At 64.2% G+C, this 23,714-nt stretch carries 21 protein-coding genes; 6 read left to right on the forward strand and 15 right to left on the reverse strand.

All coding sequences use genetic code 11. The features are described 5' to 3' along the window. Nucleotides 1-15 precede the first annotated feature (15 nt). The 3 genes from GVL61_RS18230 to GVL61_RS18240 all read right to left on the reverse strand — a co-directional run bounded on the left by GVL61_RS18230 (nucleotide 16) and on the right by GVL61_RS18240 (nucleotide 3,962). Nucleotides 16-1,503, reverse strand: a complete 1,488-nt coding sequence (locus GVL61_RS18230; protein ID WP_159982081.1) for a catalase — start codon at nucleotides 1,501-1,503, stop codon at nucleotides 16-18. A gap of 662 nt (nucleotides 1,504-2,165) precedes the next feature. After that, nucleotides 2,166-3,125: a hypothetical protein gene (locus GVL61_RS18235; RefSeq protein WP_159982082.1), complete on the reverse strand. Its 960-nt coding sequence runs from the start codon at nucleotides 3,123-3,125 to the stop codon at nucleotides 2,166-2,168. A 204-nt stretch (nucleotides 3,126-3,329) separates the two neighbouring features. Beyond that, on the reverse strand, nucleotides 3,330-3,962 hold the full coding sequence (locus tag GVL61_RS18240) for a recombinase family protein (protein ID WP_159982083.1): 633 nt from the start codon (nucleotides 3,960-3,962) through the stop codon (nucleotides 3,330-3,332). Nucleotides 3,963-4,100: 138 nt separating this feature from the next. Here GVL61_RS18240 and GVL61_RS18245 point away from each other — a divergent pair, with 138 nt between their 5' ends. After that, on the forward strand, nucleotides 4,101-7,070 hold the full coding sequence (locus GVL61_RS18245) for a Tn3 family transposase (protein ID WP_159982084.1): 2,970 nt from the start codon (nucleotides 4,101-4,103) through the stop codon (nucleotides 7,068-7,070). 85 nt (nucleotides 7,071-7,155) lie between these two features. Here GVL61_RS18245 and GVL61_RS18250 read toward each other — a convergent pair whose 3' ends face one another. From GVL61_RS18250 to GVL61_RS18270, 5 genes are all read right to left on the reverse strand, one after another. Further along, nucleotides 7,156-8,370, reverse strand: a complete 1,215-nt coding sequence (locus GVL61_RS18250; RefSeq protein ID WP_159982085.1) for a glycosyltransferase family 1 protein — start codon at nucleotides 8,368-8,370, stop codon at nucleotides 7,156-7,158. After that, nucleotides 8,367-10,061: a beta-3-deoxy-D-manno-oct-2-ulosonic acid transferase gene (locus GVL61_RS18255; protein WP_159982086.1), complete on the reverse strand. Its 1,695-nt coding sequence runs from the start codon at nucleotides 10,059-10,061 to the stop codon at nucleotides 8,367-8,369. Before GVL61_RS18255 ends, GVL61_RS18250 begins: the two co-directional genes overlap by 4 nt. Next, entirely contained in the window at nucleotides 10,058-10,657 is a 600-nt protein-coding gene (locus GVL61_RS18260; protein ID WP_159982087.1) for a histidine phosphatase family protein, read from the reverse strand. Before GVL61_RS18260 ends, GVL61_RS18255 begins: the two co-directional genes overlap by 4 nt. A gap of 12 nt (nucleotides 10,658-10,669) precedes the next feature. Beyond that, on the reverse strand, nucleotides 10,670-11,476 hold the full coding sequence (locus GVL61_RS18265) for a 3-deoxy-manno-octulosonate cytidylyltransferase (RefSeq protein WP_159982088.1): 807 nt from the start codon (nucleotides 11,474-11,476) through the stop codon (nucleotides 10,670-10,672). 112 nt (nucleotides 11,477-11,588) lie between these two features. Next, nucleotides 11,589-12,575 (reverse strand): SIS domain-containing protein, encoded by a 987-nt coding sequence (locus tag GVL61_RS18270; RefSeq protein ID WP_159982089.1) that lies wholly within the window; start codon nucleotides 12,573-12,575, stop codon nucleotides 11,589-11,591. A gap of 225 nt (nucleotides 12,576-12,800) precedes the next feature. On the opposite strand from GVL61_RS18270, the gene kdsA reads away from it, so the two are divergent. Continuing rightward, nucleotides 12,801-13,628: a 3-deoxy-8-phosphooctulonate synthase gene (kdsA, locus tag GVL61_RS18275; protein WP_159982090.1), complete on the forward strand. Its 828-nt coding sequence runs from the start codon at nucleotides 12,801-12,803 to the stop codon at nucleotides 13,626-13,628. Nucleotides 13,629-13,688: 60 nt separating this feature from the next. Continuing rightward, on the forward strand, nucleotides 13,689-14,735 hold the full coding sequence (locus tag GVL61_RS18280) for a phytanoyl-CoA dioxygenase family protein (RefSeq protein WP_235037780.1): 1,047 nt from the start codon (nucleotides 13,689-13,691) through the stop codon (nucleotides 14,733-14,735). A gap of 64 nt (nucleotides 14,736-14,799) precedes the next feature. Here GVL61_RS18280 and GVL61_RS18285 read toward each other — a convergent pair whose 3' ends face one another. From GVL61_RS18285 to GVL61_RS18305, 5 genes are all read right to left on the reverse strand, one after another. Continuing rightward, nucleotides 14,800-15,693, reverse strand: a complete 894-nt coding sequence (locus GVL61_RS18285; protein WP_159982092.1) for a replication initiator protein A — start codon at nucleotides 15,691-15,693, stop codon at nucleotides 14,800-14,802. Nucleotides 15,694-15,763: 70 nt separating this feature from the next. Continuing rightward, a complete protein-coding gene (locus GVL61_RS18290; protein ID WP_159982093.1) occupies nucleotides 15,764-16,063 on the reverse strand; it encodes a type II toxin-antitoxin system RelE/ParE family toxin in 300 nt (99 codons plus the stop codon). Next, the gene (locus tag GVL61_RS18295; RefSeq protein WP_368667133.1) at nucleotides 16,060-16,335 is read right to left on the reverse strand and encodes a type II toxin-antitoxin system ParD family antitoxin; all 276 of its coding nucleotides are present in this window, start codon (nucleotides 16,333-16,335) and stop codon (nucleotides 16,060-16,062) included. The genes GVL61_RS18290 and GVL61_RS18295 overlap by 4 nt, the downstream gene beginning before the upstream one ends. Nucleotides 16,336-16,388: 53 nt before the next feature. Next, nucleotides 16,389-16,754, reverse strand: coding sequence for a type II toxin-antitoxin system HigA family antitoxin (locus GVL61_RS18300; RefSeq protein WP_159982095.1), 366 nt, complete (start codon nucleotides 16,752-16,754; stop codon nucleotides 16,389-16,391). Nucleotides 16,755-16,771: 17 nt separating this feature from the next. Further along, a complete protein-coding gene (locus GVL61_RS18305; RefSeq protein ID WP_159982096.1) occupies nucleotides 16,772-17,074 on the reverse strand; it encodes a type II toxin-antitoxin system HigB family toxin in 303 nt (100 codons plus the stop codon). A gap of 161 nt (nucleotides 17,075-17,235) precedes the next feature. On the opposite strand from GVL61_RS18305, the gene GVL61_RS18310 reads away from it, so the two are divergent. After that, a complete protein-coding gene (locus GVL61_RS18310) occupies nucleotides 17,236-18,189 on the forward strand; it encodes a tyrosine-type recombinase/integrase (RefSeq protein ID WP_159982097.1) in 954 nt (317 codons plus the stop codon). A 9-nt stretch (nucleotides 18,190-18,198) separates the two neighbouring features. On the opposite strand, the gene GVL61_RS18315 is transcribed toward GVL61_RS18310, so the two are convergent. Then, a complete protein-coding gene (locus GVL61_RS18315; RefSeq protein ID WP_159982098.1) occupies nucleotides 18,199-19,401 on the reverse strand; it encodes a glycosyl hydrolase family 28-related protein in 1,203 nt (400 codons plus the stop codon). Nucleotides 19,402-19,492: 91 nt separating this feature from the next. On the opposite strand from GVL61_RS18315, the gene GVL61_RS18320 reads away from it, so the two are divergent. Further along, nucleotides 19,493-19,705 (forward strand): hypothetical protein, encoded by a 213-nt coding sequence (locus GVL61_RS18320; RefSeq protein ID WP_159982099.1) that lies wholly within the window; start codon nucleotides 19,493-19,495, stop codon nucleotides 19,703-19,705. A 102-nt stretch (nucleotides 19,706-19,807) separates the two neighbouring features. Beyond that, a complete protein-coding gene (locus GVL61_RS18325; RefSeq protein ID WP_159982100.1) occupies nucleotides 19,808-20,992 on the forward strand; it encodes a DUF563 domain-containing protein in 1,185 nt (394 codons plus the stop codon). An 11-nt stretch (nucleotides 20,993-21,003) separates the two neighbouring features. Here GVL61_RS18325 and GVL61_RS18330 read toward each other — a convergent pair whose 3' ends face one another. Further along, on the reverse strand, nucleotides 21,004-23,709 hold the full coding sequence (locus tag GVL61_RS18330; RefSeq protein WP_159982101.1) for a glycosyltransferase: 2,706 nt from the start codon (nucleotides 23,707-23,709) through the stop codon (nucleotides 21,004-21,006). Nucleotides 23,710-23,714: the final 5 nt, after the last annotated feature.

Genomic DNA, 23,714 nt, shown 5'->3' on the forward strand with positions numbered 1-23,714 from the left:
CTCTTCTTGACAATGTCAGCCTTCGCCCATGCCTTCGGCGGGCTGTGGAGCGGCGCCAGCGCGGACCTTGGCCTCGATCTTCTGGCCGACATCGGCATCGATGCTCTTCCAGTAGGCGAAGGCACGGCTTAGCACCGGCTCGCGTACCCCACCGAGCAGGCTACCCGCGACCTGGTCGACCAACTTCGCGCGCTGGTCGTCGTTGAACACCTCGCGTACCAATAGGCCCGGCTGGGTGAAATCGTCATCCTCAGCATGGAGCGTGTAGGCGCTACGCACCATGTCGCCGTCGGCTTCCCAGCCATCGGCCGCCGGTCCCTCTTCGTCGGCCCATGACCGCCCGCTGCTGTTCGGCACATAAACCGCAGCGTTGCCGCTATGCTCGTAGGCCATCTGGCCGTCGAACATATAGGTATTGACCGGCACCTTCGGCTTGTTGACCGGCAACTGGTGGAAATTGGTGCCAATGCGGTTCCGCTGGGCGTCGGCGTAGGCGAACGCGCGGCCGAGCAGCATCTTATCGGGCGACAGACCGATGCCCGGAACGACATTCCCCGGCGAGAACGCCGCCTGTTCGATCTGGGCGAAGAAGTTTTCCGGGTTGCGGTTGAGCGTCATCGTACCCACGGGAATCAGCGGATAGTCCTTGTGCGACAAGGTCTTGGTCAGGTCGAACGGATTGACGCGATAGGCCTTCGCCTCGGCATAGGGCATGATCTGCACCGACACGTCCCACACCGGATGCTCGCCGCGCGTGATCGCCTCGAACAGGTCACGGCGGTGGAAATCGGCATCCGCCCCGGCCATCGCCGCCGCTTCGGCGTTGCTGAAAAATGCCACGCCCTGACGGGTGTGGAAATGATATTTGACCCAGAATTTCTCGCCGGCGGCGTTGACCCACATATAGGTGTGCGAGCCATAGCCGTTCATGTGGCGCCAGGTGCGCGGCAGGCCTCGCTCACCCATGAGGTAGGTTACCTGATGCGCGGTTTCGGGATTGTTGGTCCAGAAATCCCACTGCATGTGATTGTCGCGCAGGCCTGAATCCGGAAGTCGCTTCTGGCTGCGGATGAAATGCGGGAATTTCATCGGATCGCGCACGAAGAAGACCGGCGTGTTGTTGCCGACGAGATCGTAATTGCCCTCGTCGGTATAGAATTTGAGACTGAACCCGCGCACGTCGCGCCAGGTATCCGGGCTGCCCTGTTCACCCGCCACAGTGGAGAAGCGCGCCAGCATGTCGGTCTTCGCGCCCTTCTGGAACAGCGCGGCCTTGGTATAGGCGGAGACGTCCTCGGTGACCTCCAGAACGCCGAACGCGCCCGAACCCTTGGCGTGCGGCTGCCGCTCGGGCACCTTCTCGCGATTGAAATGCGCCATCTGCTCCAGGAAATGCACATCATGGAGCAGGATGGGACCATCCGGGCCGATCGTCAGCGAATTGCGGTCGCTGGCAGCCGGCGCGCCGGTGCTCATCGTCGAGCCGGTCGGTGTCTTGCTCATGGCATCCTCCTCATTCGCCGGATTACGGCACACTTAATAAATGCGTTGTGATGTCTCTGGTCGGCACCCGTTGAACTCTATCATCAATCTCTTCCAGGCTCCGGCGTCAATTTCGGGGGCATCGCAGAATCTAGTCGTAAACGTACGCTAAGCCCAAAAGGGATGAGCGAACGGTAATTTGCGACGCGTCATCCGTTCCCTTTGAACGGCGGATTCTGGTGGTTAGCTGCCGTTCAGCGGTGGTCCGACTGGGCCAGCATCTGCCCGGACCGCAACTTTGATCGTCTTAAACCCGGCTCCCGTTGCGGCGCGACGAGCCAGTTTAACACACCGCGCCGGTGTATCTCCGGAATATGATAGAACAAGACCTAGTTTTCGATCAAACCTTGCCGCTAAATCATCCTGAAATTGCCGGGCGGTTAATCCAACATCACCTGTCCAGAACCAACACTCACCATCTCGAAACGTGACTGAAGCGCCATAAAAAGCAGCCTCGTCTAGTGGAGCTTGGGAGGACGATGCACTCCAACTTAGCGCTAAGACAGCAAGAAGGATGGAAGGGACGCTCATAACCGGAAACTGCACCCCGTCCGCGATGTCCGCAAGGGGGCGCAAGCTGCCGGGCGCGGAATATCGCTTTCGGGTGGATTGCGAACATGACGCTACGTCCGGCCAAGAGCCTCGACCGCATCTCCAATCCGCCAGCTATACCAAATATCATCCTGAACGAGGTGCAGCATGTCGCCCCTCCCGGCGACCAGCGCCGGTGAATCCCACACCAGATGCTCGGCAACCGACGGAAGCTCGTGTTCCGGCGGAACACGCTTGACGAGTGGCAATCGCCATGAAGCGAGCATCAGTACCTCTTCACCTTGACCGTCGCCACCTAACTCAACCAGCGCAATTCGCGCAGCATCATCTCTATAGCCGCCCGTGAGCAACGCATGGCGGCCGTCCGTGGCAATCGCATTAATTCCAAGTAGCTTGTTGCGCCACCACCGGACCGGTTGGCCGGCGCGCAGGTGAAGCAGTGGAAATTCGGTGTAAGGGCATACCCACGCACCATCCTCAGTTACCGTCATAGCGCAGACGTCCGCCAAAAAACCGGCAGCGTCTGGCACTGGTCCGACCGGCAGCATCTCGCCGTCAGCAGCAAAGCAGGCCGCGACCACTGCCGTCTGATCGATATTCTCGGCAAGGCGATCCCAGTTGCTGGAAAGACCCTCGTCGAACCAGCCTACCCAAACACGGTCGGCGAGATCGACACCTAGATATTCGATAGCATCGCCGAGATGGAGCCGTGCTAGCAGCATGCCATCGGGAGCAAACAACCGGCCGTTTGGCTCGGCGCCGCCGTTCGTGTCAGCGATCAACCAGCGGCCATCCGGAAACCCGGCGAGTTCGAGCGAAGGGCGTTCAAGCGGCACCATCGGCCCGTCATGAAGAGTTAAGCCGTCGAATCGCCACAGACGGGCGGTACCATGCGCCGCCACCGGCTGTGGCCGCTCCGGCGAGTCAGCCGCAAGCGGCTCGGTCACCTGTCGCCTCACCCGCGCCCAAGCGCCTGCGAGATCAACATTCGTGCCCAGCAAGCCCAGCGATCCATCAGGCAGCACCGTCATCGTTACTACCTGCCAACCAGAGGGTAACGGCGGCAGGTGCACGGTAGAATGAGGAAGGTCTGTCGCTTGCATGAGGCAACGAGTGAGCGCGTTCCAGAGCGGAGGCAAGGAATCGTTGGGCCTAAAGTCCTTTCCCACAAAACGCCCGATTGAATTTCCGCAACGGGACGTGAGCGGAATTTCGGGATGGGGGGCGGAAGCTGCTTAACGGAGCTGTCGTCCACGATCGAAAAGGCGCTGGCCGTCTGGGCGCAATGCTCCGGTTGGATCCACGAAGCGGTAGAGAGTCTGGCGTGTCACGCCCATTTCCGCGCAAAGATCAGCGACCACGGTTTCGGGCTTGCCCATAGCGGCCTGAGCAAGGCGTAGCTTTGCCAAGGTCATCTTGAATGGCCGGCCGCCTTTTCTGCCCCGTGCCCGCGCGGCGGCTAACCCCGCCTTGGTGCGTTCGACGATCAGTTCGCGCTCGAACTCGGCGAGGCCGGCGAAGATCGCGAAGATCAGCCGTCCATTGGCGGTGGTGGTGTCGATCGACGCGCCTTCACCCGCCAGCACCTTGAGGCCGACACCGCGCTTGGTCAGATCCCCAACCGTGTTGACGAGGTGGCGCAGATCGCGACCGAGCCGGTCGAGCTTCCAGATCACGAGCGTGTCGTCGCGGCGCAGCGCCTTCAGGCACGCGTCCAACCCCGGTCGCTTGTCGAGCCGGCCCGACGCGGCATCCTCATAGATATGCTCGGGATCGACGCCGGCCGCGACCAGCGCGTCGCGCTGGAGGTCATGGACCTGGCTACCGTCCGCCTTGGACACCCGCGCGTAACCAATCTGAGTTGTCACATATACGTCCGTTTATGGAGCGCAGCAGCCGACTGCCTGCTGCCATAGCCGAGGATGTCACATAATCCGTCATGCTGTCTATGATCGATAAACGGTGTTCAATATGGATAAGTGACACCTTAAAATCGGGAAGCGCATATGGCGGGCAAAACGATCCTCACCCCCGGTCAGCGAGACGCCCTGTTCGATCCGCCGACGGAACCCGACATCGTCGAGCGGCTCTACACACTCGGCAGCAACGAACTCGCAGAAATTTTCCGCAGACGTCGCCCTGCCAACCGGATCGGTTTTGCCGTCCAGCTTTGCTACCTGCGCGCGCCAGGCCGCCCCCTGCGTGCCGATGAAATTCCGCCGATGCCGATGTTGGCGTTGCTCGCCGAACAGCTTGCATGCGCCGTCAGCGATTTTGCCCTCTACGCCGATCGGCTGCCGACGCTGCGGGAACACCGCGCCCAAGCCGAAGCCTGGCTGGGCATGCGCCCTTTCATGACTGCAGATCGGCGTGCCCTTTTCGACATCGCAGTTGAAGTGGCGACTTCAACCGATCGGGGTGGGGCAATTGTCGCAGCGATGGTCCAGGCCCTTCGGGACAACAATGTGACATTGCCCGCCAGTGACACGTTCGAACGTATCGCTTTGGTTGCGCGCGCGCGTGCGCGAAAATCTGCGTATGCCGGAATCGTCAGCGAGCTGTCCGCCCAACAAAGCCACAATCTAGTACGACTGCTGGCAACAGACCCTGCCCTCGGTCGGACCACGCTGGCATGGCTGCGTGAATATCCAGAAGCACCCAGCGCCAGCAATCTCGCCGCTGTAATCGAAAGACTGAGCGTTGTGCGAGGGTTGGTCATCGACCCGGCCCGCGCGCGCACCATTCACGCCAATCGCTACGCCGTCATGTCTCGCGAGGCGGCGATCATGAGCGCGCAGCACCTCTCCAGGCTGGACGAGGTACGACGTACTGCCACGCTCTGCGCGTTCGTCATCGAAATGGAAGTGACGTTGACCGACGCCGCCGTATTCATGATGGAAAAGATGGTTGGATCGCTATTCCGCCGCGCGGAACGGTCCCGTTCTGCACGACTGGTCGAAGAAGCGGGTCGCCTGAAGGAAATCGGCAAAATTTACGCGGCGCTCGGGCGGTTGCTGATCGAAGGGCGCTGGAAGCAGGAGGATCCCAGGGACGCGATCGAACGGGAAATTGGCTGGCCGAATATCGAGCGAAGCGTTGAGGAAACCGAGCTTCTTACCCGCGGGAGCGAGCACGGATTGGCGGATGTGCTGGAACGGTATCCCATGGTACGAAGATTTGCACCGCAGTTTTTGGGGGCATTCACGTTCAAGGCGGCAAAGTCGAACGATCCGGTTCTGGCGGCAGTGGCGGTCCTCATCGAATTGTATCGATCGAACCGGCGCACTCTCCCGCCCGTGGTGCCGCTTGGTTTTCTGCGAGTGCGCTGGCGCAAGCTTGTCCTCCAGGACGGGAAGGTGGATCGCCGTGCATACGAGATCGCGGTCATTGTGCATTTGCGGGAACGACTGGGGTCGGGCGCGATCTGGGTTGAAGGCAGCAGGGCCTATCGAACTCTGGCCGACTATCTGTTGCCAAAGCCCACTTTCGAAACCATGCTGCTCGAGCAAAGAGTTCCCGTCGCCATCGACACCTCGTTCCCTGCCTGGCTCGACGATCGGCGCGAGAGGCTCGCTGCCCGGATGGCAGAGGTCAACTCGAAGGCACTGAAGGGCGAATTGCCTGATGTGATCCTTGACGACGGCGGTCTCAAGATTTCTCCGCTCCGTAACGCGGTCCCTGATGAGGCCGAGAACCTCAAGGCACAGCTATACGGCCTGCTTCCCCGCATACGCATCACCGATTTGCTGGCCGAAGTGGGGGTATGGACAGGGTTTGCCGATTGTTTCACGCACGTACGAAACGGGGCGCCGTCCCACGATGGGCAAGCGCTGATGGCCGCCATTTTGGCCGATGCCACCAATCTGGGACTGGGCCGCATGGCGGAAAGCTCGCAAGGTTTGACCCACGCACGCCTGATATGGACCGCACAATGGCACATCCGCGACGAAACCTATTCCGCAGCCCTGGCAGCCATCGTCGAGCATCATCACGCGTTACCCCATTCGGCAATTTGGGGGCCGGGAACGGGATCATCGTCCGATGGGCAGTTTTATCGAGCAGGCGCCAAAGGCGAGGGCCGGGCGGATTATAATGCCAAATACGGCTCGGAGTCCGGCGTGCTTTTCTACACGCACGTGTCGGATCGCTACGCCCCGTTCTACAACAAAGTCATCGCCGCCAACGCCGGCGAGGCCGCCCATGTGATCGACGGGCTGCTCAATCATGAGAGCCAACTGGAGATCCAGGAGCATGCCACCGACACTGCCGGCGCGGTCGATCATGTGTTCGCCCTGTGCCATTTGCTTGGTTTCCGGTTTGCTCCGCGCATTCGCGACCTCAGCGAGAGGCGGCTCTACACGCTTGCCCAGGGCACCGAATTTGCCGCCCTCGATCAATTGATCGGGGGTGCCGTCAACGTGAAAGCCATCGAGGATGACTGGGCAGAGGTGCTGCACCTCGCTGCATCGATCCGCACTGGCACAGTCAGCGCCTCCGTCATGCTCAAGAAGCTGGCGGGCTATTCGCGTCAGAACTCGCTGTCGCGGGCGCTGCGGGAGATTGGTCGGGTTGAAAGATCGTTGTTCATGCTGGATTGGCTCGATGACATTGACCTACGTCGCCGCACCAACGCTAATCTCAACAAGGGCGAGGCACGCAACGCCTTGGCCCGCGCTGTATTTTTCAACCGGCTTGGCGAGTTGCGGGATCGCACATTCGAGAACCAGCGGCACCGGGCGTCGGGGCTTAACCTCGTGTCGGCCGCGATAATCCTTTGGAATACCGTCTATCTCGGGCGGGCGGCCGATTATCTGCGCCAGCAAGGCCGCGTCATCGAGGGTGAGCTCTTGAGCCATGCGGCACCACTGGGCTGGGAGCACATCAGTCTTACCGGCGATTATCTCTGGAGCGACATGAAATTGCCCGAGGATGGATATCGCCCACTACGCACGCAAAACAGCCGGTCAGGCGCTTAGCGTACGTTTACGACCAGATTCTGCGATGCCCCCTATACCTCGCTGCGCTACGACAGTACGGGGCGGTTCGGGAACTGAGCGCGGGCTACGAGGAAGGTCCTGCCGCCCGCAGTTTTTCGACCCCCTCCGCGACGATGGCGATATGCTCGGCCCAGGTCGGATCGTGCCAGATCGGCAGACGCTGCATCTGCGCGGCGTAAAGGGGCCCGCGTGCGCCGTGATCCAGCACTGCCGCCTTCCAGCCCGGCCCGTCGAGCGGGTCGAGGTAATCAGGCACCGCGCCGCCCACTTCGCGTAAAGCTGGCAGGTCGCTGCAGATCACCGGCGTGCCTACCGACAGCGCCTCGGCCACCGGCATGCCGTAGCCTTCCGCGAACGAGGGCATGACCAGCGCGCGGGCACCGCGCAGCAGGGCGGAAAGACGCGCATCGGGGCAGCCGCCCAGTTCCTCGACATGGCCGACAAGGGAAGGGCAGCGCTCCAGCATGTCGACGACCTGCTCGTTCTCCCAGCCCCGGCGGCCGATGACGATCAGGCGCGGCACTTGCTCCGGCGGCAGCGTTTCGGCGAGGTGGCGCCACAGGTTGAGCAGGAGGAGGTGGTTCTTGCGTGGCTCGATCGTGCCCAGGCACACGAAGTAGGGGCGCCCGTCCGGCCCTGCCTCGGGCGCTGCGGGAGGCAGGCTTTCGGTGCCCAGCAGGGCGACGTGGATCGGAGTGCCCGGCTTCAGCCACGGCGCCAGCGAGCGGCCCGTCGCGGCGGAATTGACGATCGCCGCGCCGCCCGTCCGGGCGATGGCGCTGGCTACCGTCTCGATGCGGCGGCGGTGCAGCGCCGCGCCGGAGGGGCGGGCATATTCGGGAAACTCGATCGGGATCAGGTCATGGATCAGGCACAGGAACTTCGCCCGCTCCCGCGCGAGGATAGCATGCACTTTGGCGGCATTGGTCAGGTGGTGCGGCGATGCCTGCACGTAGACCGCGCCGGGGGAAGATCCCACGCCCCTGCCGGTGGGCAGCAGCCGCGCCAGCCATGGCAGGACTGAAGGCAGCGAGCGCTGGCGCGGGGCATCCTCTTCGCTCGACCAGCGGCGTTCCAGTTCGCCCAGATAGGCCAGCGCGGCCCCCGTTTTCAGGCGTCCGTAAAGGCCGGAGGGATGCACGGCGGCAAAGGCCAGTGCATCGCCGTAATGGGCCAGAAGTCCGCGCGCATAGGCCATCTCCACCCGGTCCACGCCCGAGGGGGTGGAATAGCGCAGCCGCGAGATCAGGCGCGAGATGTCGAGGATTACTTGCGTCATCGAAAAGCGCTCATCAGCTTGCCTTGCCAGCGGCGCAGCGGGGCGATCCAGCCAAGGCGGTTTGCCGCGCTGGCGCTGGCCATGCGGCCCACCAGCACTTCGGGCGGGCAGGGCAGGCCGGTCACCGGGTCGAGATAGCGCGGGTAGAGGATCAGCACGCCCGCCACCAGCGCGTCGAGGGTGAGCCTGCGGATGCGGCGCGCGGGCACTTCGCCAAGGTCGCGGGTCAGGCCCCAGCCTGCGTAGAACGGGGCGCCGTGGCAGATGACTTCACGCCCGCGCATCAGCGCCTCGAATCCGGTGAGGGAGGTCAGCACATGCACCGCGTCCACCGCGTCCAGCAACGGCGCCATGCCGCCGCCGCGCACGATGCGGTCGGCGAAAGCCAGGACCTCGGCGTCGGGAACGGCGCCCTTGCGGTGCCCGGCGTCGACATCGGGGTGGGGGCGAAACCAGATCTCGGCGTCAGGCTCGGCCGCACGCACCCGGCGCAGCAGTTCGAGGTTGGCGCCTAGCCCGGCGCGCGCGACCAGCTCGCCGCCGCCTGCCATTACCGACATATCGTCAGCGACCTGCGCGGGGACGAGGATCAGGCGCCGATCGCCGAGGGGGCCGGGGTGTCGTTCGGGGACCGTGGATGCGGTTCCGGCCGAATACTTGCTGATGCCCGCCGCGACGATCGTCTTGCGCAGGGTTTTGGCGCGTTCGAGCAGCCTTGGCGGCATCTCGGCGGTGTTCAGGACCGTTTCCAGGTCGCTCGGGCCTGCCGGGTCGAAATGAATGCCCGAGGCGTCCACCACCACCGAGGAAGGCGGCACCAGATCGACGCCGAGGCCCACCGAGCGCACGAAACCATCCTCCACCCGCACCAGCGCGGTGCCTTGTGCGCGGGCGTTTCGGATCAGTGCGGAGGAAACGCGCGAAGGCCAGATCGCCACGGCGCCGCCCGTCCCGCCATCAGCCTTGCGCGCGATCTTCAGCGCCCGCGCCGGGGCCGATACAATCCGCAGGGGCCGCTGCGGGTGCCATAGGAAATGGCGGATTTCCTTGCGTTTCCACCATGCCATGCCGCAGGCCGTCACAATCGGCCGGTTGGCGTCGAGGACCGTGCGCCACAAGCCCAGCAGTTCCAACGCCGCCGCCATCGTGGAAGGTCCGCCGGTGAAGGGGTCGCGCCAGATCGCGGCCCCCAGCGCCTGCGCGGCAACTTGGTCCAGCGCGGCGCCGTCATCGTCGGGCGCGCCGAAACGGCCGGGAGAAAGCACCTCCACCGACACGCCCAGCACACGGGCCAGCACGATCCATTCGTCGTCGCCATGCGCGGCGAGAGCCTGCGCGCCGGGCAGCACCGACCATGGATCGACATCGCCGCGCCATGTCTCGGCGGCCAGCGCGCGGGTCCAGTCCCGGCCTGTGGCAGGCGTGATCCACACCGCGTCCGCGCGCCGCAACGTGCCGATTTCAGCGATGGAACGGGGGCGCAGCACGGTCCCGGCCGGACCGGCAAGACGCGCGGGATCGGCCCAGAACCGCCCGCCGACGCGCGCCTCGCGCACAGCCGCGAAAAGGGCGGCGGGATCGGCGACCTGCGCCGCATGCTCGGCAAAAGGCGAAACGGGGGCAAAGTGCGAAACGGCAGCATCGGCCCAGGGGAAGGGCGGTGCGCGCAGCAGAGGAAGGGGGGCGCTCATGGACGGCGGCCCCACTCGGCCACGTCCAGCGCGCCGCCTGCGCTGCGCCGGATCGCGCCGTAGGAGCCGGTCGCGAGCTTCAGGCTACCCGGAGCATCCAACCCGGCCGCCATCAGCGCAAAACGCGCCGCGCCGTTGCTGGTGACGAGCAGGACCGGGCCTTCACTTTGCGCGAACAGCGCGCGCCAGCCTGCAAGACGCGCCTCGGCGTCGACGGTCCAGCCCGGCGGGGCTACGGCGCGTTCGTCCCATGCCGCCAGCGCACCTGTGCCAATGCGGGCGAGCACCACGTCTTCGGGCATGTCCTCGTCCGGGCCGTGGTCGATCTCGCGCAGCCAGTCGCACGGCTCGGGCTGGGGAGAGGCGGGCAGGTGGCTGAGGATCGCAGCTGCCGTCGCCCGCGTGCGAACCAGCGGCGAGGCCAGCACCCGCGCGAAATGCCAGCCCTGCGCGGCGAAATGCGCGCCCAGCGCATGGGCCTGCACCGTGCCCGCCGCCGTCAGCGGCAGGTCGGTGCGCGCACCGATCCGGCGCGGCGGCTCTCCGGCCTCGAAGGTGTTGCCGTGTCGGACGATGATGAAAGCAGGCGCGGGCATCGGCGCGCGGTATCAGCCCGCGAAGGGATCGCCTAGCCGCGCGATCGTATCCTCGGCCAGGGCAAGGTCTTCCGGCGTGTCGATCCCCGACATCACATGCGAAGGCGGATCGACCTCCACCGTGGCGACCGTGCGCCCGGCTTCGAGGAAGCGCAGCTGCTCCAACCCCTCCAGCGTCTCGTAATGGCCCGGCGCCGCATCGGCGAACCACTCCAGCGCGGCCATGCGGTAGCCGTAGAGGCCAAGGTGCTGCCAGACCGGCGAAAGCGGACCGGCTTCGCGCAAGGCAGCCTCGCCGCGCAGGGCCGGGATGATCGTCTTGGAGAACCACAGCGCGCGCCCGTCCTCTGCGCGAATGCAGGTGGTGCCGCTGAAGGGGGCGGTCAGCTTGTGCGTGCGCAAACGGTCGAGCCTTGCCCAGTCGAGCCGGTAGACCGGCGTCGCCACGTCCGCCGTGCCTTCGCGCAGCGCCGCGACCAGCCCGGCGACGATGGCGGGCGGGATGAACGGCGCATCGCCCTGCAGGTTGATGACCAGACCCGGCTTCTGCGCCCGCTGGCGCGCTGCGGCGCAGGCGCGCGAGGAGCCGGAATCGAGGTCCGGCGCGGTCATCACCGCTTCCGCGCCGATCTGCCGGGCGTGCTCGGCGATACGCTCGTCGTCGGTCGCCACCACGACCTCGCAGTTCCCCGCAAGGTCGGCGGCGGCGCGGGCCACGGCGGTTACCCGCTCTAGCAGGGAGCGCCCGGCGATCTGCAGCAGCGGCTTGCCCGGCAGGCGGGTCGAGCCGTAGCGGGCCGGGACGACGATCAGGTCCATGGGCTGCGGGTATCCGTGATATCTTTATGGTAGCTGATAGCTACCAGCTTTAAGGAAAGCGGGAAGACCTGGGGCCATTGCCCCAGACCCCTTTACCGTCGTCGCCGCGCGCTCAGGCTACGCCGGCGCGGACCAGATCGTGCATGTGGACGATGCCCACCAGCGTTTCGCCATCCACCACGAACAGCACCGAGACGGCGTTTTCGTTGAGGATGCGCAGGGCTTCCGATGCCAGCGTCTCGCCGGTCACGGTCACCGGCCTTGGGGACATGTGCAGGCCGATGTTGTCGGCCAGGTCGTGGACGGCGATGCAGCGGCGCAGGTCGCCATCTGTGAAGGCGCCCACCAGCCTGCCGGCTTCGTCCACCACGGCGGTGCAGCCATAGCGCTTGGCGCTCATCTCGATCGTCGCGCTGGTCAGCGAGGCGTCGCCGCCCACGCGCGGGATCGCATCGTCCACGCCCATGATCTCTGCCACCGTGGAGAGCTGCGCGCCCAGTTTGCCGCCGGGGTGGAAAACGCGGAAATCGGAAGAGGTGAAACCGCGCGCCTCGATCAGCGCCACTGCCAGCGCATCACCCAGCACCAGCTGCAACGTGGTGGAGGACGTGGGCGCCAGTTCGTTGGGGCAGGCTTCCTTCACAGCGGGCATGGCCAGGCAGATGTTCGCAGCGCGGCCCGCAGTGCTGTCTGCATGCGAAGTCGCGACGATCAGCGTCACGCCGTAATGGTTGCAGTAGTGCAGGATGTCGCCCAGCTCGGCCGTCTCGCCCGACCAGGTGATGGCCAGCACCACGTCCTGCTTGGTGATGACGCCAAGGTCGCCGTGGCTGGCCTCGCCGGGGTGGAGATAGAGCGCCGAAGTGCCGGTTGAACGCATGGTCGCGGCGATCTTGCGCGCTATGTGTCCACTTTTACCCATACCGGTGACAATTACGCGGCCCTTCGTAGCGGCAAGCGCCTTGACCGCCCGGTCTACCTGCCGGCCAAGAGTATGACCTTCCAGTGCGGTCTTGAGAGTTGCGAGCGCCTGCATCTCTATTTCGAGCGTCTTGAGCGTGGACGCGCGATGCCGCGTCGGGAGGCTTTCTATTTTCATATCACCCTGGACTTTATGTTTATTCAACGTGTTGCAGGCCGTTGTATAAGAGGGGCGTTATTTGAAGCCGCGAGGGATTGCCAGCCGTTTCATTCCCCGCCAAGGAAACCAGCCACTTCGATTTGGAGGCGAGCAGGACCCTGACAGGGCCTGAACCGGGCCCTTCGCAGCTGCGAAACGGCTCGGCGTCCCAATAGGTTGCAGACATTTAACCGGCAGGCACACATGATCCTTTGTGGACACAAGATCGACGCAACCACCCCTTTATTCGCGATTGCGGGGCCCTGCGTCATCGAAAGCGAGGAACTGACCCTCAGCATCGCCGAAACGCTGGCCGGGGCGGCGCAAAGGCTGGGTCTGGTGCTGATCTTCAAGGCCTCGTTCGACAAGGCGAACCGCAGCTCGGACAAATCCTTCCGCGGGCTCGGCATGGACGAGGGGCTGCGCATCCTCGACAAGGTACGGGCGCAAACCGGCCTGCCGGTGATTACCGACGTTCATGAAGCGGCGCAGGTCGCGGCGGTGGCCTCGGTCGTCGACGTGCTGCAGACGCCCGCGTTCCTCGCGCGGCAGACCGATTTCATCGCGGCGGTGGCCGCCTCGGGCAAGCCGGTGAACATCAAGAAGGCGCAGTTCATGGCCCCTGGCGACATGAAGCAGGTCGTCGCCAAGGCCCGCAATGCGGCGACGGCGGCGGGGCATGAACCGGACAGCTTCCTGCTGTGCGAGCGCGGCACCTCGTTCGGCTACAACACCCTCGTCTCGGACATGCGCGGCCTTTCGATCATGGCCGAAACCGGCTGCCCCGTGGTGTTCGACGCGACCCACTCGGTGCAGCAGCCCGGCGGCCTGGGCGAACGTTCGGGCGGCCAGCGCGAATACGTGCCCCTTCTGGCCCGCGCGGCGGTGGCGGCGGGCGTCGCGGGTGTGTTCATGGAAACCCACCCCGATCCCGACAAGGCCCTGTCCGACGGCCCCAACGCCCTGCCGCTGGAGCAGTTCGAGCCGCTCTGGGCAAAGCTCATGGCGATCGATGCGGTGGTGAAGGGCTGACGGGGGCTTGCATCCCTGACTGCCTTGTCCGAAATGCCCTCAATGGCCTCTACCGGCAAAATGAAACAGAAGATCGGGACAGTACTGCTCGCGCCGCTCTGGGCCCTGCAACTGCTCACCGGCGCGAAGAGCTTCCTCGACAATCCGCTGATCGGGTCGCAGCGCCTGAACGCGCGCGGGCTGCATGTGGGCCGGGTGAAGCTGGCGGCGGGCATGGCGGCATGGCGGCGGCGGCGCCTCGCCTCCAAAGTCCGTCCCGACTGGCGCGAGGCGTTCGACCGCGATGGCTTCGTAGCCATCCATGATGTGGTGCCGCCCGCGCAGTTCCCCGCGCTGCGCGAGGCGATGCTCGCCTACCGCGCGCCCGCTCGCGAAATGCGGCAGGGCGATGCGATCACCCGCAGGATGGCGATCGACCCGGCGATGCTCGCCGCGATCCCGGCCCTGCGCGGCCTGCTGGAGCGCAGGGACATCACCGCGCTGTTCCACTACGTCGCCAGCTTCCGCACCACGCCGCTGCATTACGTCCAGACCATCGTCAGCCATTTCGAAGGCAACGAGCCGGACCCGCAGGAAACCCTGCACGCCGACAGTTTCCATTCCTCGCTCAAGGCCTGGCTATTCCTCAACCCGGTGGCCGAGGACGAAGGGCCGTTCACCTACGTGCGCGGCTCGCACCGTTTCACGCCCGAACGGCTTGCATGGGAACATCGCCGCTCGCTGCCCGAACCGCGCACGATCGACCGGCTTTCGGCGCGCGGTTCGCCCCGGGTTTCGGCCGATGATCTGGCGGCAATGAAGCTGGGCGCGGCCGAGGCGCTGGCGGTGCCCGGCAATACGCTGGTGGTGGCCGATACCTTGGGTTTCCACGCGCGCGGCCTCTCGGTGCGTCCGGGCGAGCGGGTGGAAATCTGGTCCTATGCCCGGCGCAATCCGTTCCTGCCGTGGCTGGGCGGCGACCTGCTCAGCCTGCCGGGCATTGCCGAGCGCCGCGTGAACTGGCTCTGGGCCCTGCGCGACAGGCTGGAGAAGCGCATCGGCCAGCCCTGGCGCCCCGTCGGCACGCGCACCGCGATGGATGACGGAGCCGATCGCGACCAGCCTTGAAATTCGTGCTTTCGAGTAGGAATTAAAATTTCGTCATCCCGGGCCCCGCCAGCCCGGCTCAAGGTTAACCCTGCCCCAGTGCCGGCGAGGCTGCCCGGGGCCGGATGACGATCTTGGCCTTCATCGATTTCCGGCCACGTTTCCCTGCGTTTTCAGCATCATCCTCTTCCTCCACCATATCCACGTGATAGTCGGGAATGGCGTTTTCCGCGACGATCTGCCGCATCGCCGCGCGGAAATTGGAAAGCTGGTTCTGGAAGCCGATCTGAAGACGGAAGGTTTTGATGTCGATCTCCAGCTTCTCGCCCTCGCAGGTGCTGCGCGCCACTTCGTAGATGCGCCGCTCGATGGGCCCGAGCTGGAAATAGGTCCCGGCATAGTCCAGCACCTGCCGGTCGCGCAGAATGGCACGAAACAGCCAGTCGCAGAGCCGGACTTTGACGGCTTTCAGCCGTTTTTCGCCCTTCTTGCCCGAACGCGCATATTGCAGCCGGGCTTCGGAGAGCCATGAGAAGAACCCTTCCTCGCCCTCGCCCCCGGCCTCGATATTGGTGCGGATCTGGGTGCCCTGCAGCCGTTCCAGCGCATCGGCGAGGCGCGAATACGAGCGCGCCGAATGGTTCGATCCCGTAACGCTGAACAAATCGTGCGCGGTGAAGATGAAATCCTGCGAAACGCCCGCGCCCTCGTCGATCTTGGTCGCCATAAGGCTTGCAATATAAAGGACAATTTCCTTGTCGTAGATCGTCGCCACGCCGCGCGCACTGGGCCTGACCTCGATCGATACTTCGGGCGTGGCATAGGCCAGCGGCTTCATCCACGCATTCTTCGACAGCGCGAAAAAAGGGAACGCCATCAGCGAGCGTTCACCCCGGATTTCGCCGGTCAGCGGGCTGTCGAGCTGGAACAGTTCGCCCTGCGGAATGGTCGCCGGGCTGGAAAGGGGTTTCTGGGTCATTTTCGTTCCGTCTCGCCTGCCAAACGGCCTGCAGGATAATTTCTACTCGAAAGCACGAATTTGCACTTTCCTACGAAAGATGCAGGGCGCGGTCGTGGCCCTGCCCCGGCCCGAGGATACGGTGGAGCACGATGCCTCCGCTCTCCGCCGCCGCATAAAGCAGGCCATAGCCGCGCCAAGACCGCCGCCGGATACCGCGCGCCTCGTAGCGCGGGACCAGCGGGAAAGCCTGCGGCATCTCCGCAAGCCGGGCGACAACCTCGCCCAGTTCGACCACGAAGGACAGTGCCCGGGGCGGATTGCCCCGCGCGATGTCCAGCGCGATGGTCCTCAACTCCGCCCGCGCCGCAGGCGTCAGGAGCGCCGTCACTGAGCAGGCCGCGCATCCGGTATCGTTGCGGCGATTTCCGCCTCAAGCTCGGCACAGACCGTATCGAGATCGCGCACCCGGCCCGCCTTCACGTCCTCAAGCCCCAGGCCGATGGAACGGTCGAGCGCCTCGACCCACCGCGCCTCGTCCCCGGCCTCGACGCTGTCGCGCCGGATAAGATCGCGCACATAGTCGCTGGCGCTGGCGTAATGCCCGCTGTCGATCCGCGACTGAACCCAGGCCCGCATCGGGTCCGGCAGCGAAATGTTCATGGATGCCATAGGACCACGATGACATAAATTGCCATCGTGGTCCACGCGGGCCCTCATCCGTTCAGCGCATATTCCTGGACAAGGACCTTTTCCGGCACGTGCCAGGCCCGCGCGATCTTGCGGATCATCGGCAGCGTCAGCGCGCGCTTGCGCCCAAGGATCTCGGTCGCGCGCGACTGGCCAAGCAGGGCGGCCAGATCGGCGCGGCTATGGCCGTTCATCGCCATCGCCGCCTCGATCGCGCCCACCGGGTCGAGCGGCGCGATCGGCCAGCGCCCGCGCTCGTAAGCCTCGACCAGCGTGACCAGCACGTCGAGCTGGTCGCCCTGCTCGGTGCCTTCGTCGGCGCCCCACAGCTCCTCGATGCAGCGCAGGGCGGCTTCGTGGTCGGCATCGGTCTTGATGGGCCGGATGTGCATCCGATTGTCTCCTGAGTTCAAAACAGGCTCACGGTCAGGGCGTCGATCCTGTCGTATTCGGCATGGGAGCCCAGAAACTTGATGAAGGCGATCCGCCGCCGCCAGTCGAACGCAACCACCATGCGATAGTCACCCCCGGCCACCTCGAAGCGCACCCGCTCGCCGTTGAGCACTTTCACCTTCGAGAAGTCGGCCATGATATCGAGCGGCGTGTTCCAGTTCGCCGCCTCCGCCACTTCGAACCAGTGCCGCAAGGATCGCTCGGTTCCCGGATGCCGTTCCCAGAAGGCGACAAGCCGGTTCCTCGCGATGATTCTCATGGCGCCATTCTATCGCTTCCCATGGCGGGAAACAAGGCGAAAATTCCCATGACGGGAAGTTTGCCCTTTATTCTATGATAATATCCTTTATCATGGAATAAACTCGTGGCACTCAGACCCCGATCCGAACGACACCCGACCCGACATGACGGACACCTGCGATGCCCCTTGCCGCCCTTCGGCCTGCACCTGCCCCGGTCCCGATCATCGCCCAAGCAAGCGCCCATGCCCGCACGCGCTTCCTGGAATTCTTCGCCGCCGCCATCCGCAATCCCAACACGCGCCGCGCCTATGCCAAATCCTGCACCGACTTCCTGACCTGGTGCTTCGAACATGGCGTGCACGATCTCGCGGCGATCACCCCGATCCACGTCGCGGGCTGGATCGAGGAACTGGGCGCCAGCCTCTCCGCCCCAACCGTCAAGCAGCGCCTTGCAGCAGTGCGCCATCTGTTCGACTGGCTGGTGACCGGGCAGGTGATGCCGTTCAACCCCGCCTCCTCGGTGCGCGGCCCGGCCCATTCGGCGCGCACCGGCCGCACCCCTGTGCTGGAGCCGGAGGAAGCGCGCGCACTGATCGACGGCATCGACCTGACCAGCCCCACGGGCCTGCGCGACCGGGCGCTGATCGGCCTGATGGTCTATACTTTCGCCCGCGTCGGTGCAGCGCTGTCGATGCGGCATGAGGACGTATTCGTGCAGGGCCGCCGCCTGTGGGTGCGCCTGCACGAGAAAGGCGGCAAGCGGCATGAGATGCCCTGCCACCACCTGCTGGACGAATACCTGACCGCCTATATCGAGGCACTCGGCCCGGTGCCGGCGAAGACCCCGCTGTTCCGCGCCCTGTCGCGCACCACGAAGCGATTGGAAGAAGCCCCCCTCACCCAGGGCGACGCCTTCGCAATGGTGCGCCGCCGCGCGCAGACAGCGGGGATCGCAACGAAGATCGGCAACCACACCTTCCGCGCGACCGGGATCACCACGTACCTGAAGAACGGCGGCTCGCTGGAAAACGCCGCCGCGATGGCCGGCCATGCCTCCACCCGCACAACCCAGATCTACGACCGAAGGCGCGACGAAATCACGCTAGCGGAAGTGGAGCGGGTGCGGCTGTAAGGGTAAGGATCAGGATGAGCCACCTCCCACCCTGTTGCCAGTCCCCTCATCCCGCACAGGACTGGCGGCAATGTTCGAATAGGCGTTGCTCTGCACGTTCACCATGCGGGACCCGGCACGCAGGGCGATCGCGGTGTGGAAGTTGTCGAAACTGTTCCCCGTCACCACCCCCGCGTCCAGCATGTAGGGCCCCACCGCAAGCGCGGTCGTGCGCGCCTTGCCAAGCTGGATGAAAGTATTGCCCTGGATGGCGAACTGCACCCCCGGCAGTTCGACCGAGACCGCGCCTTCCGGTGACAGGTAGAAGTCGCTGGCGGCGATTGATACGCCGTCGATCGGCGCTTCCAGAAAAATGTTGCGCAGCCCGCTATTGAACTGGCTGGCACTGATCGAGAGCTGGTCGTTGCCGCGATTGTCGGCGGACTGGTGGATCGCCGTCCGGTTGCCCACGAAATTGGAGGCCACGATCTGGATACCCTGGACATGGGCGCCATACTCGATCCCGGTGCCACAGTAATTGAACTGGCTGGCCACGATGTTGATCTGCACCGGGATCTGCTCTGCCGTCCCTTCGGCGACGAGACAGATGCCTTCCGCCGCGTAGGGCTTACCGCCGGGGCTGCCGACGATGGACACATTGCTCAGGCTGACATTCGAGACCTGATACAAGTTCAGCCCGCGCGCAAAGCGGTTCGCCATGCCGATCCCGTCGCTACCATGGACCGAAACGCCGGTAATGTCGCTTTGCGCCGGGTTGGGGAGCGGCGCATTGTCCTGTATGATGACGATGCCCGTCGCAGCGGCGCTCCCCTGGCCTGCCAGCACCGAAAGATCGCGGATATGAAAGCTCTGCTGCGGCCCGGTCAGGCGGATCGTCAGGCCATCCACCCCAGCGTCCGGCAGTAACCTGCTCAGCCCCGAGCCATCGCCCCTGATCGAGATCGCCGCGCCTCCATATTCCGGAGACGAGGGCAGCGCTGCAGTGGGACTGGAGGCAAAACGGTAGGATCCGGCGGGAAAATATATGCAGGCTGCACGGGGGGCGGCAACCGCCATGGCAGAGCGAAATGCTGCTGCGTTATCCCTGCTGCCGGCCGCATCACCACCGTGGTCGAGAATATCGATGCACCGTGTTTTTACGGAAACCGCAGCCGGCTCGGCTGCTACGGACATGGCTGTGCCCGCCAGCGCGGCCAGCGCCACGATAAGCATCGCACCTGTCCAGCGCATGCAGCAGGCGGCAGCGGTGCACAAACTCGCGCGCAATGTTGAATGATCCTCTCTCGCGAACAATATATCCGTCATGGCACTGACGCTTCCGTTCTATTTCCTGTTTGTAGTGGCACTGGCCGTGCTGTTGACGACGGCAATGCGTAAGCTACGCGGGGATGACAACCAACCAGCCTCGGCGCAAGAAGACGAAGCGTTCGAGCGCCGGATGGCCAAGATCGAGCAGAAATTCGGCGGCGAGCATACGGCGGCGACCGAGCAGCGCGAAAACGAGCCGCCTTCGTAATTCTCCCGGTCTTTCCGGAACATCGGCGGATGGCGAAAACCTTTTGCCTAACCCGAAACTGTCAGCGCATAGCGCGCGCCTTGGGACACGCAGGATTTTCAAATGAATTTTGACGATTTGATGGTTTCTGCGGCTCCTGCGGAAATTTATGCCCTTCCTGGCAGTTTGCTCGAACATCATCAGATAACCGACGCCGCGCGTACCGAAGCAGCCGGCATCCGGTTCCTGTTTGAAATCTTTCCTGCGGAATATTATCGGCACACCGCAAATCCGGACATGATCGTCGATTCCGCAGACCCCTGGAGCGCGCCGCTCCTCGACAGCTACAACGCCGACAAGCATTGCCACAGCGCCGCCAGCGTGGTGGTGCAGATCGAAGATGCGACCATCGATCATTCGGTTGTCTATTGCCGCGCAAACGATCGGGTTTCGATCCTCTACGAAACGTTCCGCAGCCCCGATCGGGCCGCAGTGCCGTTCTCGACCGCAGCGACGGGCGACGTGCCGTTTGCGGCGTTTCAACGCCCCGGTTGCTCTTACTTCTATCTCGGATCCGTCGGCTCGTTCAATTACGGGCATTGGCTGGTTGACGACCTGCCCCGGGCGAAGGCCTGGATGAAACTGCGGCAGCGCGAGGGCGTGACCTGCGTGTTCATCCTGCCCTCGCACAGCCCGCAGATGGATGCGGTGCGGGTGCGTACGTTGCAGGTGCTGATCGATCCCGCAGTCGAAGTCCAGTTCATCGCCAACAACCAGCCATGCCGCATCGCTGGCCTGTACTATGCGTCGCCGGTAAGCTTCCACCCACGCAGCAAGAATCCGTCGGCCATTCACTTCCTGCGCACGCGCGCGGACCAATGCCTACCGGAGACGGCCGGGCCGGAAGGCCGCCGGTTATTCGTTGCCCGCAAGCCTCCCATCAGCCGCGCCATCGTCAACTATGATGAATTGTGGCCTTTTCTTCAGGCGCGAGGATTTGAACTCGTCGAAGCGGAACAGCTCGATTTCGCTGACCAGGTCCGGCTGTTTCGAAATGCCGGCATCGTCGTTGGCCAGATGGGTGCAGCGATGACCAACACGTTGTTCTGCCGTCCCGCCACGACACTCATCTATCTTTTGCCCTCGGGCTGGCCGGAACCGTTCTACGTGGATCTCGCGGCTATCGCGGGCCAGCATTACAACGTGCTGTCAGGCCCCACCATGACGGACGGGCCGATCCACATGGCCGACTTCAGCGTGTCGGTGGACCAGCTCTCCCGCCGCCTCAACTACATGGGCGTCCTGTAACCCCAGGATAGCTACCAGCTATCCTGCCAGGGCCAAGGCGCGCGCGGCTTTGCGGCATAGCCGAAATCCGCACGTGTGAGATCGTGGTTCGGTGAATAGTAGGGGTCATTGTCCAGAACGCCTGCCCAGCGATCGCGCATCCAGGCAGCTTCCTCATTCAGCCGCTGCGCCTTTGCGCCGGTCCGGTCGCTTCCTCGCGTCCGGCTTTCCTTGTGCGTAAGCAGTATATCGGGGTCTACCACGATCTTCAGGCCGCGTTCCCGGACCTTCAGGCACAGGTCCACATCGTTGTAGGCCACGCGCAGCGCTTCCTCGAACCCTCCAGCGGCCTCGAAATCGGCCTTGCGCATGAACATGCAGGCGGCCGTGACGGCAGAGACTTCCTGCAGCAGCCGGGCCTTGCTGAAGTATCCGGGCCAGTTGCTGTCGATGCCCAGATGAGGCGTGCCGGCGACGTTATGCTCCCCCATGCCCAGCGCGATGCCGAAATGCTGCAGGGCGCCGTCAGGGAACAGCAGGCGTGCGCCGACCATGCCGATATCGTCCATGCTGAGGAAGGTCCGAGCGCGGTTCAGCCAGTCCGCAGAGATCACTTCGGTATCGTTGTTCAGGAAGCACAGGATTTCGCCGCGGGCGACGGCAGCGGCCTCGTTGTTGATGCGCGAGAAGTTGAACTCGCCCGGATCGGTCAGAACACGAACATTCTCGCGCTGGCCGATCTGACGGAGATAGGCCAGCGTCTCCGCATCGTCGGAGCCGTTGTCCACGATGATGACCTCGGCGTTTGCATGATCACGGGCGAAGATCGATTCCACGCAGGGCTGCAGAACATCCAGGCCGTTGCGCGTGGGGATGATGATCGACACCGACGTCTTGAACGTACGCGAAGGCCGTACGGCAGTGCAGCCCGGCGCGAACCCGTCGACCGAGCGTAGCGGAATGCCCTGTCGCTCGAAATGCCCGTTGATGGCGCTTTGCGCGGCGATGACAGCATAGCTCTTCTGATCGGAAGACATCGCCGTCGAACCCGGAATGATGCGCCAGTGGTAGAGAACGTGTGGAATATGCACCACCCGGCTCTCGTCGCTCTTTTCGAAACACCGCAGGAAAAGATCGTAATCCTGGCTGCCCTCAAGGCCGAGGCGGAAGCCCCCCACCTGCTCGACGAGCGCACGCCGATAGACACCCAGATGGCTCACCATGTTGTGCCCGTACATGAGGTGCCGATTGAACACGCCCTTGAAATAGGGGGCCAGACGGTACTGCCGCGTGGTGATCTTGTCCTCGTCCGAGAACAGGATATCGGCGCCGGGAGTCCGGGCAAGGTACTGCGCCACGACCGAAAGCGTGTAATCGGGGATGAGGTCGTCGTGGTCCACCAGCACGACGAAGTCGCCCGTCGCCAGTTCCAGCGCGGAGTTGCTGGCAGCCGAGATGTGCCCGTTTACAGGGCGCTTCACGAACTTAACCCGCGCATCCCTGGCGGCATATTCCGCCAGCGTCGCCACCACAGTGGGACTGGGCGAATTATCGTCCGCGATGCAGATTTCGAAATCTTCGTAAGTCTGCGCCAGCAGGCTGTCGATGCATTCACGCAGCAGATCGTCAGGCGTGTCGTAAGTCGGCATCACGAAGGAGAAGCGCGGCCGTACGGTCAGCGCTGCGTCCATTTTCCTGATGCGCCGGTAATCGGCTTCGTCCGGCGCGGCGTTCTTCAACAGCCAGTAGTGATAGTCGTGCCCGAAATCGATGCTGCCGGCGAGATCGGAGGTAAGTGCGACAGCGGGCGGCAGGGGCCGCAGGCCGGGGCCATCCTCATGGACCTCGCGCAGCAGACGCAGAAACTCGTTCAGGTCATCGTCCGGCAGACCGCATGCGCGCACTAGCGGTTCGAATTGCGCCCAGTTGTCGACCGAAGCGACCGACAGCTTCGGGCAAGGCAGCAGGCCCTCATCCTGGCCCGGATCGAACCGGAGGCGCTTTATCTTCTGCGGCTCGACCAGCAGTATCTGCGCCTTGCCGTCCTCGAACAGGAACTGCGTGCTGCGGCGCTCGGCGAAACCTTCTCCCAAGTCGGCATAGATCTGCCCCTGCAGCTCTGCCGTCTGGGCGAGCGGCGCCATCTCGATGGTCAGCAGGGCAAGCTGCGATGTCGGGCACAGGCCGGCCTCCCACTCGAAGACGATCCAGGGATCGTTGGAGGTGGAGCGGATTTCATTCTGGAGAAGCTCAAGGCCAAAAAAATCTGTAGCGCGCAGGTCTGGCGCAAGCGCGCTCAAGGTGGCTAGCGTCTTGCTCGCTGCAGGTCCTGCTGCGGACATGCCCTGCCCCATGAAAGGCTCGCCCAGTTCGCCGAGATCCCGGCCTGCCTGGCTGTTCCCCGCTGCCGCGCTTTCGCGTAGGCGGGTCAGTCCGTCCTTCTTCTTACCGGAGGAAAGGAGCGCATGCCCGTAATGCAGCAGCCCGTCGCCGTCATCAGGGCGCAGCTGCCAGGCATTGCGATAGGCCGCCAGCGCATCGGCTTTGTCGCCGGCCTCTTTCAGCATGTGACCAAGTTGCACCCAGATCGCGGCATCACCCGGAACCAGCAGCAGGTGGCTGCGGTAGTGATCCGCCGCTTCGTTCCATGCCCGTTGATCTCTCGCCTTATTGCCTTCGGCGCTGAACCGGGTACGAAAGCGACGCGACGCTTTCGAAGGCGTTGGAATTCGGAACAAGGAAG

This window comes from Novosphingobium sp. 18050 (assembly GCF_902706195.1).
In the GTDB taxonomy this organism is placed as follows: domain Bacteria; phylum Pseudomonadota; class Alphaproteobacteria; order Sphingomonadales; family Sphingomonadaceae; genus Novosphingobium.

Coding starts and splice junctions, on each gene's coding strand:
- kdsA (WP_159982090.1), top strand. CDS start 12,801: ATGATCCTTTGTGGACACAAGATCGACGCAACCACCCCTTTATTCGCG.
- GVL61_RS18245 (WP_159982084.1), top strand. CDS start 4,101: ATGGCGGGCAAAACGATCCTCACCCCCGGTCAGCGAGACGCCCTGTTC.
- GVL61_RS18315 (WP_159982098.1), bottom strand. CDS start 19,401: ATGCTTATCGTGGCGCTGGCCGCGCTGGCGGGCACAGCCATGTCCGTA.
- GVL61_RS18280 (WP_235037780.1), top strand. CDS start 13,689: ATGAAACAGAAGATCGGGACAGTACTGCTCGCGCCGCTCTGGGCCCTG.
- GVL61_RS18250 (WP_159982085.1), bottom strand. CDS start 8,370: ATGACGCAAGTAATCCTCGACATCTCGCGCCTGATCTCGCGGCTGCGC.
- GVL61_RS18235 (WP_159982082.1), bottom strand. CDS start 3,125: ATGACGGTGCTGCCTGATGGATCGCTGGGCTTGCTGGGCACGAATGTT.
- GVL61_RS18325 (WP_159982100.1), top strand. CDS start 19,808: ATGAATTTTGACGATTTGATGGTTTCTGCGGCTCCTGCGGAAATTTAT.
- GVL61_RS18230 (WP_159982081.1), bottom strand. CDS start 1,503: ATGAGCAAGACACCGACCGGCTCGACGATGAGCACCGGCGCGCCGGCT.
- GVL61_RS18305 (WP_159982096.1), bottom strand. CDS start 17,074: ATGAGAATCATCGCGAGGAACCGGCTTGTCGCCTTCTGGGAACGGCAT.
- GVL61_RS18255 (WP_159982086.1), bottom strand. CDS start 10,061: ATGAGCGCCCCCCTTCCTCTGCTGCGCGCACCGCCCTTCCCCTGGGCC.
- GVL61_RS18300 (WP_159982095.1), bottom strand. CDS start 16,754: ATGCACATCCGGCCCATCAAGACCGATGCCGACCACGAAGCCGCCCTG.
- GVL61_RS18285 (WP_159982092.1), bottom strand. CDS start 15,693: ATGACCCAGAAACCCCTTTCCAGCCCGGCGACCATTCCGCAGGGCGAA.
- GVL61_RS18260 (WP_159982087.1), bottom strand. CDS start 10,657: ATGCCCGCGCCTGCTTTCATCATCGTCCGACACGGCAACACCTTCGAG.
- GVL61_RS18270 (WP_159982089.1), bottom strand. CDS start 12,575: ATGAAAATAGAAAGCCTCCCGACGCGGCATCGCGCGTCCACGCTCAAG.
- GVL61_RS18310 (WP_159982097.1), top strand. CDS start 17,236: ATGCCCCTTGCCGCCCTTCGGCCTGCACCTGCCCCGGTCCCGATCATC.
- GVL61_RS18320 (WP_159982099.1), top strand. CDS start 19,493: ATGGCACTGACGCTTCCGTTCTATTTCCTGTTTGTAGTGGCACTGGCC.
- GVL61_RS18265 (WP_159982088.1), bottom strand. CDS start 11,476: ATGGACCTGATCGTCGTCCCGGCCCGCTACGGCTCGACCCGCCTGCCG.
- GVL61_RS18295 (WP_368667133.1), bottom strand. CDS start 16,335: ATGAACATTTCGCTGCCGGACCCGATGCGGGCCTGGGTTCAGTCGCGG.